Source organism: Gemmatimonadota bacterium (genome assembly GCA_041390125.1).
In the GTDB taxonomy this organism is placed as follows: Bacteria; Gemmatimonadota; Gemmatimonadetes; order Longimicrobiales; family Gaopeijiaceae; genus JAGQIF01.
The window spans coordinates 101,397-114,672 of record JAWKQN010000008.1 but is presented as its reverse complement, the minus strand read 5'-3'; the positions used below and the strand labels follow the sequence as shown (position 1 = coordinate 114,672).

Below are 13,276 nucleotides of genomic sequence, written 5' to 3'. Positions count from 1 at the left end.
GGGTACGCGGTACCACTCCGCACCGTTGGACTCCCTCGGGAGCTGCCCATGCGCCGGTCGCTCGCCCGCTGTGTCCCACTCGGTTTCCTCACCGCGCTCGCCTGCGGCCCCGCGAGCGACGATGCCACCCTGACCGGGGGTGCCGTCCGACCCGACGGTGTGGCGTTCGCGATCGGCGATCCTCCGCACGAGCAGATCGTCCGCTCCACCCACGGCGTGGTCGTCAGCCAGGCGCCGTTCGCCAGCGCAGCCGGCGCGCACATCCTCTCCATCGGCGGGAACGCGGTGGACGCCGCGGTGGCCACGGCCTTCGCGCTCACGGTCGTCGAGCCGGGCAACTCCGGCCTGGGAGGGCGCACCCAGGTGCTGGTCCGCCAGCCGGACGGCACCCTCGACGCGGTCGACGGCACCAATCAGGTGCCGGCCTCCTATCCGGCCGATACGGTGGTCGGCGCCGATCTGACGTCCGGCTACGGCATGATCGGCATTCCCGGCACCGTCGCCGCGCTGGCGACCGTGCTGGACCGACACGGCTCGCTGCCCTTGGCCACCGTGATCGCGCCGGCCGTGGCGCTGGCCGAGCAGGGCTTCCCGCTGGGGGAGGACCAGGCCGCCGCGCTGGCGCGGGTCGCGGACGACCTGCGCCTGTACGACGGGTCGCGCACGTATTTCCTCAAGCCCGACGGGACGCCGTACGCGGCGGGCGAGCGGTGGGTGCAGACGGATCTGGCGGCTACGCTGCGCGCCATCGGCGAGGAGGGCGCCGACGTCTTCTACCACGGCTGGATCGCCGACCGGATCGCCGAGGACATGGCCGCCCACGGAGGCTACGTCACCAAGGCGGACCTGGAGGCGTACCGCACGCAGGACGCGCTCATCGCGCAGACGGACTACCGGGGCTACCGGATCGTCGGCACCTACCTGCCGGCCGGCGGCGCCAACGTGCAGGCCCAGCTGACGATGATGGAGATCGCCGCGCCCGAACCGCTGGCCTTCGGCTTCCCGTGGGCGGCCACGCTCACGCAAGCGCTCCTGTTCGGGTTCGAGGACCGTCTCGTGGACCTGGCCGACATGGGACCGGCCGAGACCTTCCCGCGCCCCGAGCGGATGGCGTGGCTGCTCGACCCGGCGCGCCTGCGGCAGCGGGCCGCCGGCATCCGCGTCCCCACCGCCGTGGCCGACGCGCCCGCGGCTCCGGCGCGGGAGGGCGTCTTCCCCGATGGACACACGACCCATCTGTCCGTCGTCGACGCCGAGGGTCGAGCGGTGTCGCTCACGCAGTCGCTCGGACCTACGATGGGCTCCCGCGTCGCCGCGCCCGGGCTGGGGTTCGCCTATTCGGCCACCATGGGCTACCTGACCGGCACGGCGGCCTCCTCCGGCATCCGCGCGCTGGGCCCGGGCGACCGGGCGTCCTCGCGGCAGTCGCCGTCCCTGGTGGTGGGGCCGGACGGCGAGCTGGCGATGGTGATCGGCGCGTCGGGTTCGCGGCGCATCCTGTCCGCCATCGTGCAGGTGCTGTCGCGCACCATCGACCACGGCCTGGACTTCGAGGCCGCGATGGCCGCACCGCGCCTGCACATCGAGCCGGGTGAGCCCGGCGTGGTGTTCCTGGAGGCGGAGTGGCCGGCGGAGATCCAGGCCCAGCTCCAGGCCTTCGGATACGAGGTGCGGAACCGGCTCGGCGAGAGCGTCGCCAACGTGTCCGCCATCCGGTGGGACCCGGCGAGCCGGGAGGCCATCGGTGTGGCCGATCCGCGCGGGAGCGGGGCGGCGGTGGCCGCCGCGCCGCGCTAGCCGGCGCGACACCCCGCGCGGACGGGGCGCGGGATCCGCGTCAGGGTGCTTCGAACCCGAGCGCGCGCGCCACGGCCGAGTCGCCGCGCGGCACCAGCCCGTAGCGTGGGTTGATCCAGCGCACGCGCTGGGCGAGCCCATGGGCTTCGAGCCGGGAGAAATCCCCGGGGGTGCCCAGGATCGCGGGAACGCCGTTCGCGGCCCACGCCGCGTTGACGTCCTGCGCGTACGGCGGGTAGCGGTCCTGACGGAAGCGGAAGCGGGCCCGCACCGCTTCCGCGCTGTAGAACATCACCTGCCACTGCAGCAGCGGGCCCGCGCTCAACACCTCCGTGGCCCCCCGCGCGCGCAGGGTGTCCACCGCCTCCAGCAGCAGGGTGCGCTCGGCCGGGAGGTCGGCAGACCGCGGGGGCAGCCAGCCCGTTCGCGCCGACACGGCGAGCGCGCCCGTGAGGCCCAGCAGGACGGTCAGGGCACGCGCGGCGCGGCGCGCGTCCAGGTCGAGCGTGGCCAGGAACACCAGACCGTAGCCGAAGAACGGCAACAGGTAGCGCGCGCCCGGCCGCTCCAGGAGCAGCACGGGAAGCAGGCTCAGCGCCGACGCGAGGAGCGCCGCGGAGGCGACCCGGTGGCGCGCGGAGGGCGGGACGCCCGCGGGATGATGGGTCACCGCGCGGAGGTGGTGTACCGCCCCCCAGGCGAGCGCCCCCAGGAACAGCAGGGCCCACCCCAGCGCCGGCCAGGCCGCCGGCCACGTGAGCTCCAGATAGAACGTGTTGGTGAGCGCGCCGAGCAGGAGGGCGGGGAGGCGGCCGAGGGCGTGCGCCACGCCGCCCAACCCCGCGCCGACCGCGTGGGCCGGGGCGCCGGCGGGCGTGCCCCACACCACGAGCGCGGCCACGGCGAGCACGCCGAGCCCGGCCGCGCCCAGGGAACGCGGCGCGGACCGTCCGCCCAGCGCCGCCGCCGTGAGGAGCGCGGCGCCCGGCAGCCAGAGCGGTTGGGCGGCGCCGGCCAGCCCCACGGCCGCGCCGGCCAGGAAGGGCCAGAGGGCGCGACGACGCTCGGCGGCCACGAGCCCGAGGTACAGGGCCAGGAAGGTGGCGGCCAGCGCGGTGCCGTAGCCCCCGCGCGCCTTCAGCGCCCACACCCCCCAGGCCGGGGCGGTGACGAGGAGGAGCGCGAGGACGCGGGCGCGTCCCGGCCGGGGCGGGTCCAGGCGGAGCAGGGCGCGCAGGAAGCAGAACGCGCCGAGCGCGAAGACGACGAGACTGCCTACGCGCACGGCCAGGTCGCCGTACCCCAGGACCCCGTAGCTCCCGGACACCGCTCCGGCCTCCACGACCGACAGCCCGTAGCGCTGGCCCCAGAAGACCAGCGGCGCCTCGCCGGCCACCAACAGCCGCCGGGCCATGAGGCCGACGATGGCCTCGTCGCCGTCGAGGAGACGACCGTCGCCGAGGAGCTGGGGGATGCGCACGAGCAGCGCGGCCCCGAAGAGCAGCACGAGGTCCGTCGCGGTGCGGAGGGCGGCACGCATGCGCCGTCCGCGTGCAGGTCACGTGCCGGCGCCGGAGGAGGGGGCCCCGGCGCCGGTTGCCCACGCGTCGGGCGGCGCCTACCGTCGGGCGCCCGGCCCCCGCGAGGCCCGCCGATCCATTGCCCTGCCCGAGGTGTCGTCCATGACCGGAAGGACCGTCCGTGCCTGTCTCCTGTTGGGTCCCCTCCTCGCGGGCCCGGCCTCGGCCCAGCAGACCCTGGAGGTGCCCGTCCCCGTGGGATTCTCCGCCACGAGCGCGGCCCGTCAGGCCTGGTGCGAGGCCCGCTTCCTGGAGCTGCCGTCCCCGGCGTCGTTCCGCGAGCACCTGCGGCTGATCACGTCCACGCCGCACCCGACCGGGTCGGCCGCGCAGGTGGAGGTGGCCCACTACCTGGGACGGGTCATGAAAGCCGCGGGCTTCACGGTGCGCGAGCATCCCTACGACGTCTACCTGCCGCAGCTCACCGACGACGTGGAGGTCCACATCGTCACCCCGGTGGCCCTGCGGCTCTCCAATCGGGAGCCCGCGCTGACGGAGGATCGCTTCTCCGGGCATCCCGACCTGCTGAACGGCTGGAACGCCTTCTCGGGCAGCGGCGACGTGACGGGCGAGGTGGTCTATGCCAACTACGGTCGGCGTGAGGACTACGAAGCGCTCGACTCGATGGGGATCTCGTTGGAGGGGAAGGTGGTCGTCGCGCGCTACGGCGGGAATTTCCGCGGCTACAAGGTGCTGTTCGCGGAGGACCGCGGAGCGGCCGGCGTGATCATGTTCAACGACGCGCCGGACGAGGAGGTCGATCCCTATCCGGAAGGCCCGATGCTCAACGGCGACATCATCCAGCGTGGCTCGGTGCTGACGTTGCCCTGGACCGGAGACCCGCTGACGCCCTTCGAGCCGGCGCTGCCGCTCGACGGCGAGCGGCAGGTGGAGCGCCTCGATCCGTCGGAGGTGGATCTGCACACGATCCCGGTGCTGCCCATCGGCTACACCGCGGCGGCCGAGATCCTCTCGCGCATGGCTGGACCGGAGGCGCCGGCCGAATGGCAGGGCGGGTTGGACCTGCCGTACCGCGTGACGGGCGGCGCGGCGCTCACGGTGCGTGTGCGGGTGAACCAGCCCAAAGCGCTCACGCGCGCGATCAACGTGGTGGGCACGCTCGAGGGGGCGGAGTTCCCGGACGAATGGTTCGTGCTGGGATCCCACTACGATCCCTGGGGATTCGGCGCCACCGATCCGAACGGCGGTACCGCCATGCTGCTCACGTTGGCCGAGGCGTTGGGCCAGCTCGCGGACGAGGGATGCCGGCCGCGGCGCTCGATCCTGATCGCGCACTGGGACGCGGAGGAGTACGGCATCATCGGCTCGACCGAATGGGTGGAGGAGTTCCTGCCGGAGCTGACGCGGGGTGCCGTGGCGTACATCAACGCGGACGGGGCGGTGTCCGGTCCGTTCTTCGGCGGGGCCTCCTCGCCCTCGCTCAAGCAGCCCATCCTGGACGCGATCCGCTCGGTGGAGTATCCGGGCACCGAAGGCAGCATCTGGGACTGGTGGGCCGCGCAGACCGAAGGCGGTAGCCCCGAGCTGGGCAACCTCGGGGGAGGATCCGACCACGTGGCCTTCTACACGCACGCGGGGATCCCCTCTGCCGGGCTCAGCACGGGCGGGCGCAGCGGGATCTACCACTCCAACTACGACAGCTTCGCCTGGTTCGAGCGCTTCGGGGACACCGAGTTCGTGTTCGGTCCCATGCTGGCCCGGGCGGACGGGCTCGTGGCTCTACGCTTCGCCAACGCGGACCTGCTGCCCTACGACGTCGTGCGCTACGCGACCGACACGCGCACGCACGTGGACACCCTGCTCAGCGCCGCCGAGCGCAGGCGTGTGCGGGTGGATCTGGATGGGCTGGTGGCGGCCACGCGCGGGTTGGAGGACGCGGCGCGCGCGCTGGATCGGGCGCGCGCGGAGCGCACCGCGCGTGGACCGGTGTCGCCGGAGGAGGCGGCGCGCATCAATCAGGCCTTCATCGGCCTGGAGAAGGCATGGCTGGACGAGCGCGGGCTGCAGGATCGGCCCTGGAGCCGTTCCCTGTACGTCTCGCCGGACCCGTTCAGCGGGTATGCTTCGTGGATGCTGCCGGGTCTGCGCTACGAGATCGAGACCGACGATCCGGGCGACGTGCCGGAGTGGGAGGCGCGCTATCTCGGCGCCGTGGAGCGCCTGACCGCGCGCATGCGCGCGACCACCGCGCTCATCGAAGCGAGCTGACGACGGCGCGTGGGGGCCCCGGCGCGGGGCCCCGCACGCAGCCGGGCCCGACCTACTGCGCCGCGGCGCCCTTCAGGCGTGTGGCCAGCGCCTCGCGATCGACCGCCGTCCCCCGCAGGTAGACGGAGTCGATCCGGCGCGTGACCGTGATGTCGGCGGTCGGATCGCCGTCCAGCACCAGGAAGTCGGCGCTGCGGCCGGACTCGATCACCCCGATGTCCGTGCGCTGCAGCAGCGCGGCGGCCCCGCCGGTCGCCGCGGCCAACACGTCGGCCGCGGGCATGCCGGCCCGCACCATGTCCTCGAGCTCCTGGTGGACGGCCCACGGCGAGCTGCCGTCCGTGCCGAACGCGATGGGGATGCCGGCCTGATGCAGCCGCACCAGGTTTCGCGCCTGGATGCCGAACGACGCCTGCGCCTGGGGTCGGTCGGTGGCGTTCGCCTGCATCCGCTCCAGCTCGGCCGCGGGCACCGTCCCCGAGAGCCACGAGAGGTCCTGGGCCACGCCCGGGTCGGGAAGGTTGGGCACCAGCACCACGTTCGGACGCTCCTGCCACAACGCGACCAGCTCGTCGTCCACGTCCTGGTCGCGGATGCCGTGTGCGAAGGCGTCGATGCCGGCGCGCAGCAGACCCTTGCCGTCCTCCAGTGAGAAGACGTGCGCGATCACGCGGAGCCCCTGCGCGTGGGCCTCGTCGATCACCGCCGTGTACAGCGTCTCGGACAGTCGCTCGTACTGCCCGCCGCGATCGTCCACCCAGATCTTGACGAAGTCGGGACGCTGCGTCGCCAGCTCGCGCACGGCGGCCCGCGCCTCCTCCTCCGACGTGACCCAGTACGGCACCTCGGTGCGACCCGGTTCGGGGGAGGTGATGCCGCGCCCGGCGGTCAGGGAGCGGGCGCCGTCGGGCACGACCTCGTCGCGCATCACGTAGCCGAGGTCGCCGTCGTCCAGGCCCAGGCTGACGGCCATCCCGGCGCCGTAGTACGCCATGTGCTGCAGCAGCGTGGCGCGCTCGGCGCGGTCCGTGGGCAGATGCACGTGCGCGTTGACGAGCGCGGGCATCACGGTCTTGCCCGCCAGGTCGATCCGGGGGGTGCCGGCGGGCACGTCCACCGCGCCGGCCTGGCCCACCAGCGTGAAGCGACCGTCCTCGACCACGAAGGCGGCGTTGTCGAGCACGGTGCCGTCTCCCACGATCAGGCGTGCCCCCTCGTACAGGGTGGCGTCGGTCGCGGGGGCGGGCTCCCCGCCGCAGGCGGCCAGCACCAGCAGGAGCACCAGGCTGCCGGACGGCGCACGAGCGGGTGCGGGACGGGAGCGGAACCGGGACATGGAGACCTCTCTGCACGGGGATCGGGAGGCCGATACGCCTATCACGGACCCGGGCCGGGGGCAAGGTCGGAGGGGGAGGACCCGGGCGCAGCGCCGGCCCGCCCTGGTCGGGGGCCCGACCCGGGTCCATCGTACGGATCCTCCCTCCCACCCCGGCCAGGACCGCCCCATGGAGATCGGCATCTACACCTTCGGCGAGGTCCGTCTGGACCCGGATACGGGTCAGCCGGTCGACCCCGGCCGTCGGCTGCGCGAGCTGGTCGAGGAGATCGAGCTCGCCGACCGGGTGGGGCTCGACGTCTACGGCGTCGGCGAGCACCACCGGCCGGACTACGCCGTCTCGGCTCCGGCGGTGGTCCTGGCGGCGGGCGCGGCGCGCACGCGTCGCATCCGGTTGACGCCGGCCGTCACCGTGTTGAGCTCCGACGATCCGGTCCGGGTCTTCCAGCAGTACGCGACGCTGGACCTGCTGTCGGGTGGCCGCGCGGAGATCATGGTGGGACGGGGCTCCTTCACGGAGTCGTTCCCGCTCTTCGGCTACGATCTGGGCGACTACGATGCGCTCTTCAGCGAGAAGCTGGACCTGCTCCTGCGTCTGCGGCAGGAAGGGCCCGTGCGCTGGCAGGGTCGGCACCGGGCCCCGCTCGCCGGGCAGGCCGTGTACCCGCGTCCGGAGCAGGACCCGCTGCCGATCTGGATCGCCGTGGGGGGCACCCCCGCCTCGGTGGCGCGCGCCGGGACGCTGGGTCTCCCGCTGGCGTTGGCCATCATCGGTGGCGCGGCCGAGCGCTTCCGGCCGGTGGTGGAACTCTACCGTCAGGCGGGTGCGCGGGCCGGACATCCCCCCGCCTCCCTGAAGGTCGGCATCAACGCCCACGGCTTCCTGGCCGACTCCGCGGACGAGGCCCGGACCACCGCGTATCCGCCCTTCGCCGAGACCATGAACCGGATCGGGCGGGAGCGGGGCTGGCCGCCCATCACCCGCGCCCACTTCGAATCGGAGTGCACCCTGGGGGGCGCGCTCTTCGTAGGGGATCCGGACGCCGTGGTGGAGAAGATCCTCCATCAGCACGCGCTCTTCCGCCACGACCGCTTCCTCCTGCAGCTCACGGTGGGCCCGATGGCCCATGCCCAGGTCCTCCACGCGATCGAGCTGCTGGGCACGCAGGTGGCGCCGCGCGTGCGGACGGAGCTGGGCGCGGGGCGCTGAGCCGCCCGTTCCGTCCCGCTCTCCGCTCATCCCCGCGGCGGTGCGCGCGTCCGCCGTGGACTCCATTGCGCTCGGGCCTGGACCGCCCTAGACTCCCCGCCGTCGTTGAGAACAGTTCTCAATCTCGTATTCGAACGGGGCGGTGGGCGTGCGCAGGATCCTCTTCTGGTTGCACCTGGCGGCGGGCGTGGTGGCGGGGTCGGTGGTGCTGGTCATGTCCGTCACGGGCGTCGCCCTGACCTACGAAGCCCAGTGGGTGGAGTGGGCGGAGCGCCGCGCCTTTCCGGTATCCACGCCCGCCCAACCCCTGAGTCCGGCCGCGCTGCTCGAGCGGGCGCGCCTCGGCGGAGCCTCCGCGTTCGGAGCCTTCGAGCCCACGACCCTGGCGTTCCAGCGGCGGGAGGACGCGCCGGTGGTCGCGCGTGCCGGGGCGGACCGCCTCTATCTGGACCCCTACACGGGCGCGGTGCTCGGGACCGCGGCGCCTGCGACCGCGGAGTGGGTGGGGCGCTTGCGCGCGTGGCATCGCTGGCTGGGGCAGGAGGGGGACGGCCGCGCGCTGGGGCGGGCGCTGACGGGCGCCTGCAACCTGGCCTTCCTGTTCCTGGTCCTGAGCGGGATGGTGCTGTGGCTCCCGCGGCGCTGGAGCTGGCAGCACGTCCGAGCGGTCCTCTGGTTCCGTCGTGGGCTGCGCGGCAAGGCCCGCGACTTCAACTGGCATCACGTCCTGGGCATCTGGTCGGCCGTGCCCCTGGTCCTGATCGTGGCGTCGGGGGCGGTCATCTCCTATCGCTGGGCGGGCGACCTGGTGTACCGGGCGCTCGGGGAGGAGCCCCCCGGCCGTTCGGCTCCCGCCCCGGCCCGCGCGCCGGGCTCCGCGCGCGCAGTCGACCCGCAGCTCCACCGGGACGGCGAGGCGCCGGCCGCCGGGGCGGAGGCGGAAGGCGAGGCGCTGGATCGCGCCTTCCAGGCCGCCATCGCCCATGAGCCGACCTGGCGGACCCTCACGCTCCCGGTGCCCGCGGGGCCCGCCCGGGAGTCCATCGACGTCCGGTTGTCCACCGGGGCCCGAGGTCAGCCGTCGCTGGCGCGCACGGTCCACGTGCAGGCCAGCACCGGGCGGATCCTCTCCGAGACCGGGTTCGCGGACGGAAGCCCGGGCCGGCGGGCGCGCTCCTTCCTGCGCTTCGCGCATACCGGCGAGTACTGGGGGGTGGTGGGTCAGACGGTGGCGGGCCTGGTGAGCCTGGCCAGCGTCGTCCTGGTGTGGACGGGGCTGGCCCTGGCGCTGCGGCGTCTGGCACGAGCGCTGCAACGCCGGCGCGGGTCCGCCCACCCGGCAGTGGCGGAGCCGTCCCCGGTCGCAGGCGCGTCCGCGCCCGCGAACCCCCCACGCCGCCGGAGCCGGGAGCGCGCCCTGCGGTGACGGGATCCGAAGAGCCCATGGCGGGGAACGAGCGCCCGCGACTGCGCCCCCCCGCCGGGATCGACCCTCTCCGGCTCGCGACGCTCCTCACGCTGGCCCTCGGGATCGGCTTCCGTCTGGCCGATGCGCTGGAGCGGCGCTCGTTCTGGGTGGACGAGGCATCGCTCGCACTCAACGTGATGTCGCGCGGCTTCACGGATCTGTTCCGCGACCTGGACCTGGCCCAGGTGGCGCCGCCGCTCTACCTGGCGCTGGTGCGGGGGAGCTTCCTGCTCACCGGTCCCTCGGAGACCAGCCTGCGTACCGTGTCGTTGGTCACCGGCATCCTGCTGCTGTTCATCATGGTGTCGTTGGCGCGTATGCTGGTGGGGAGGGGTGCGCCGCTTCTCGTGCTGGCGGTGCTGGCCCCGATGCCCTGGTTGATCCGGTACAGCAATGAAGTGAAGCCGTACATCGTCGACATCTTCGCAGCCGCCCTGCTGCTGTGGTTGACGGCCCGCGTGCTGTCCGGGCACCGGGAGCGGTGGTCCCTTCCGCTGGCGCTGTTCCTCCTGCCCCTGGTCTCCCTTCCGGCGATCTTCTGCGGCGCGGGCGTTCTCTGCGCCCTGGTCGTCCACCACGGGCGCGGCGCCCTGCGGGAGCGGACCGTCTGGACGGCCGCGGCGGCTTGGCTGCTGGGCAGCGGCCTCACCTTCCTGTTCACGAAGAACCCGAGCCAGACCGCATGGTCCCTGCACTACTGGGAGGGCTCCTTCGCCTTTCGCGGCCTCGCGGACGGGTACGTCCAGCGCTTCCTGGCCTTCTATGCCGAGCTCGCGTTCGTGCCTCCGCCCGGGCTACGCGATGTCCGGGCCCCCTGGCTGATTCCCGGCGCCGTCGTCCTCGTCGGTGCCGGTGTGGTGCACCTGTGGCGCCGCGGACAGCGCGCCCTGCTCCTCGCGATGCTGGTGCCCGTGCTGGCCGGCCTCGCGGCCTCGGCGGCCCATCGGTTCCCGATGGCGCCTCGGCTGTGGATGTGGATCCTGCCGTCGTACACGGTGCTGTTGGCCGCCGGGGTCTTCCTGCTGCTCCCGCGCCGCACGGGGTGGGTGACCCCCGCGGTCGTGCTGCTCCTGTGGGCGGTGGCGTTCGGGCCCCGGGCCCGCTGGGCGTACTACCAGTCGCATTCGCCGGCCCACGATCGGATCGCCGATCGCGTGCTGGCCGAGCTCGACCATCAGCGGAAGCCGGACGAGCCCGTCTGGGTGCACGTCCGCGGTTCGGCGGAGTACCTCGCGGAGCGCGTGCGCACACCCGAGGACGGAGCCGCGCTACGGGCGCTGCTGCTCGCGTCCTCGCCCGGCGGGCCGCTCTATCGCAACGACTCGGTGATGCGACCCGTGGACGCGCAGACCGAGCCCCTGCTCACGTGGCGGGACGGAGGTGGGCCCGTGTTGCTGGCGCGCTCGAGCGCCATGCGCGAGCGGGACCAGCACCCGGTGACGTCGCTCGATCCCGACTGGGCGCGCACCGAGGCGGCGCGCATCCGCACCGCGGCCGACCCCTGCGCGTGGACCTTCATGATCGACGCCCTGCCCCCGGAGCGTGAGGGGCTGCTCGCGGCCCTGGCGGCGTCGGGCGGTCGGGCGACCTGGCGCCTGGACGACCGGGGCACCCTGGCTGCGCGCTGGTGCTTCGCGCGCGAGCGGACGAGGGGAACCGAACCGGCCTCCTGAGGCGCCGCGACCCGCCGCGATCCTCGTCCCGCTCAGCGCGCCACCCAGGTGTTGTTGGCGCGATTGACGTCCGCCAGCCACTGCTCGGGATCGAGCACGGCGCGGGTCACGGGAGCCGGGACCGCCACGTCCAGGGTGAGCCGCCCCGCCTCCCACCGTCCCACCGGTGCGTCGACCACCACCGGTGCCCGTCCCTCCCCCGTCTCCAGCACCAGGTGGACGGGCATCGGGATCTCGCCGCGGTCCTCCAGCACCACGCGCGCGCGGCCGTCACGGGTCTCGACGGACGCGACGGCCTGGTCGATCACGCGCGTCGTGTACATCCACGGCTGGAAGAACCAGTCGAGGTCCTGCCCGCTCACGTCCTCGAAGGTCCAGAACAGGTCGAGCGGGTGCGGGTGCTTGAACGCCCATCGCCGCGTGTACTCGCGCAACGCGCGATCGAACGTCTCCGGGCCCAGGATGAACCGCAGCATCCGGAACCCCGTGGCCGGCTTGCCGTAGCTGGCCAGCCCCCGGTTGCCGAACGGGCCGTAGAGGTCGGCGGGGCGCATGGACTCGGTCTCGACGTCCTGCCCGGCGACGCGCAGGTAGCCGTTCATCGTGTTGAGGCCGGCGTCCAGCTCGGGGAAGAGCATGGGCGCGGTGCGGTCCTCCGCGAACGAAGCCAGCCCCTCGTCCATCCAGGCGTGGGCCTTCTCGTTGGTGCCCACGACCATCGGCCACCACATGTGGCCGAGCTCGTGCGCGATCACGCCGTAGAGCGACTCGGGCGTGCGCCCCCCGCCGATGATCGTGATCATCGGATACTCCATCCCGCCCCCGATCACGCCCTCGTTCACGGTCATCTGGGGCCAGGGATAGGAATACCAGTAGGAGTGGTTCTCGATGGCGTGGCGGGCATACTCGGCGGAGTGGTCCCACTGCGGCTGCTCGGGCCGGTAGAACGTGTGGATCCGCGACGAACCGGGTTGTCCGTCCGGACCGGTCCACGACGCCAGCGTCGCATCCCAGACGTAGCGGTCCGACGTGCCCCAGGCGAAGTCGCGCACGTCCTCGGCGCGGTAGTGCCAGGTCAGGGTGCCCGTGGGGGACGAAGCCGTCATGCGGCCCTGGTCGCGATCGTCGCGCGTGACCACCTGTGTGATCGCGTCCGGTGCGAGATCCGCCAGCCGCGCCCGCGCCGAGGCCGTCAGCACCTCGTCGGGGTTCTGCAGCTCGCCGCTGGCGCTCACCAACCAGCCCACCGGAGCGGAGATGCGCACGTCGAAGGTGCCGTAGTCCAGGTAGAACTCGCCGTCGCCCAGGTAGGGAGCCCGAGCCCACCCGTGCAGATCGTCGTACACGGCGATCTGCGGATACCACTGCGCCAGGTAGTAGACCTCGCGTCCCTCGCGCCCCATCCGGAACGTGCCTTCCGGCACCTCGAAGCTCCAGTCGATCTCGACCTGGACGCTGCCGCCGGGCGGCACGGCCTCCCGCAGGGGCAGCAGCAGGTGGGTGGTGCCGACGCTGGGATTGAACGGGAGGTGGGTCACCGGCGTGCCCTGCAGCACGATGCGCCCGAGCGCGAAGCCGCCCGTCACCGGGACGCTGCGGTTCCGCGGGTTGCCGGGCGCGAAGACGTTCTGGCCCAGGTTGAGCGCGACCTGGCGCAGCTCCTGGGGCGAGCGGTTGTGGTACGTGATCACCTCGCTGCCGCTCACGCGCGCGGATGCCGGGTCGATGGCAGTCTCGATCGCGTACTCCACCGTGTTGGTCCAGTAGGCCGGACCGGGCGCGCCCGTGCGGGTCCGGGTCCCGGCCTCCAACGCGGCGCGGTAGGCGTCCGGGACGGGGAGCGTGTCGACCTGGGGAAGCAGCAGGAGCGCGGTCAGGAGCAGCGGGTTCATGGCGCGTCGGTCGGAAGGACGGAGGAGGTGGTGGACGGGTGCCCAACATGAACGGGCGTGCCGGGAGCGGCAATCGCACGGGCCTCGCGGC

General features: G+C 73.3%; 8 protein-coding genes. 5 read left to right on the top strand and 3 right to left on the bottom strand.

The genetic code is table 11. The annotated features are described in order from the left end of the window. The first annotated feature begins 48 nt into the window (after positions 1-48). Positions 49-1,797: a gamma-glutamyltransferase gene (locus R3E98_09735; GenBank protein ID MEZ4423680.1), complete on the top strand. Its 1,749-nt coding sequence runs from the start codon at positions 49-51 to the stop codon at positions 1,795-1,797. A gap of 40 nt (positions 1,798-1,837) precedes the next feature. Here the strand turns inward: R3E98_09735 and R3E98_09730 are convergent, their stop codons facing one another. Then, positions 1,838-3,337 carry a hypothetical protein gene (locus R3E98_09730; GenBank protein ID MEZ4423679.1) on the bottom strand — a complete coding sequence of 500 codons (1,500 nt, stop codon included), beginning with the start codon at positions 3,335-3,337 and terminating at the stop codon, positions 1,838-1,840. 142 nt (positions 3,338-3,479) lie between these two features. On the opposite strand from R3E98_09730, the gene R3E98_09725 reads away from it, so the two are divergent. Next, entirely contained in the window at positions 3,480-5,606 is a 2,127-nt protein-coding gene (locus R3E98_09725; protein MEZ4423678.1) for a M28 family peptidase, read from the top strand. A 52-nt stretch (positions 5,607-5,658) separates the two neighbouring features. Here R3E98_09725 and R3E98_09720 read toward each other — a convergent pair whose 3' ends face one another. Continuing rightward, positions 5,659-6,942: an amidohydrolase family protein gene (locus tag R3E98_09720; protein MEZ4423677.1), complete on the bottom strand. Its 1,284-nt coding sequence runs from the start codon at positions 6,940-6,942 to the stop codon at positions 5,659-5,661. A 169-nt stretch (positions 6,943-7,111) separates the two neighbouring features. Here R3E98_09720 and R3E98_09715 point away from each other — a divergent pair, with 169 nt between their 5' ends. From R3E98_09715 to R3E98_09705, 3 genes are all read left to right on the top strand, one after another. Then, positions 7,112-8,152 carry an LLM class flavin-dependent oxidoreductase gene (locus R3E98_09715; GenBank protein ID MEZ4423676.1) on the top strand — a complete coding sequence of 347 codons (1,041 nt, stop codon included), beginning with the start codon at positions 7,112-7,114 and terminating at the stop codon, positions 8,150-8,152. A gap of 148 nt (positions 8,153-8,300) precedes the next feature. Beyond that, complete coding sequence (locus tag R3E98_09710) at positions 8,301-9,578, top strand: PepSY-associated TM helix domain-containing protein (protein MEZ4423675.1); 1,278 nt, start codon at positions 8,301-8,303, stop codon at positions 9,576-9,578. Further along, complete coding sequence (locus R3E98_09705; protein ID MEZ4423674.1) at positions 9,575-11,293, top strand: glycosyltransferase family 39 protein; 1,719 nt, start codon at positions 9,575-9,577, stop codon at positions 11,291-11,293. Before R3E98_09710 ends, R3E98_09705 begins: the two co-directional genes overlap by 4 nt. A 32-nt stretch (positions 11,294-11,325) precedes the next feature. On the opposite strand, the gene R3E98_09700 is transcribed toward R3E98_09705, so the two are convergent. Further along, positions 11,326-13,185 (bottom strand): M1 family metallopeptidase, encoded by a 1,860-nt coding sequence (locus tag R3E98_09700; protein ID MEZ4423673.1) that lies wholly within the window; start codon positions 13,183-13,185, stop codon positions 11,326-11,328. Between the last annotated feature and the right edge of the window lie 91 nt (positions 13,186-13,276).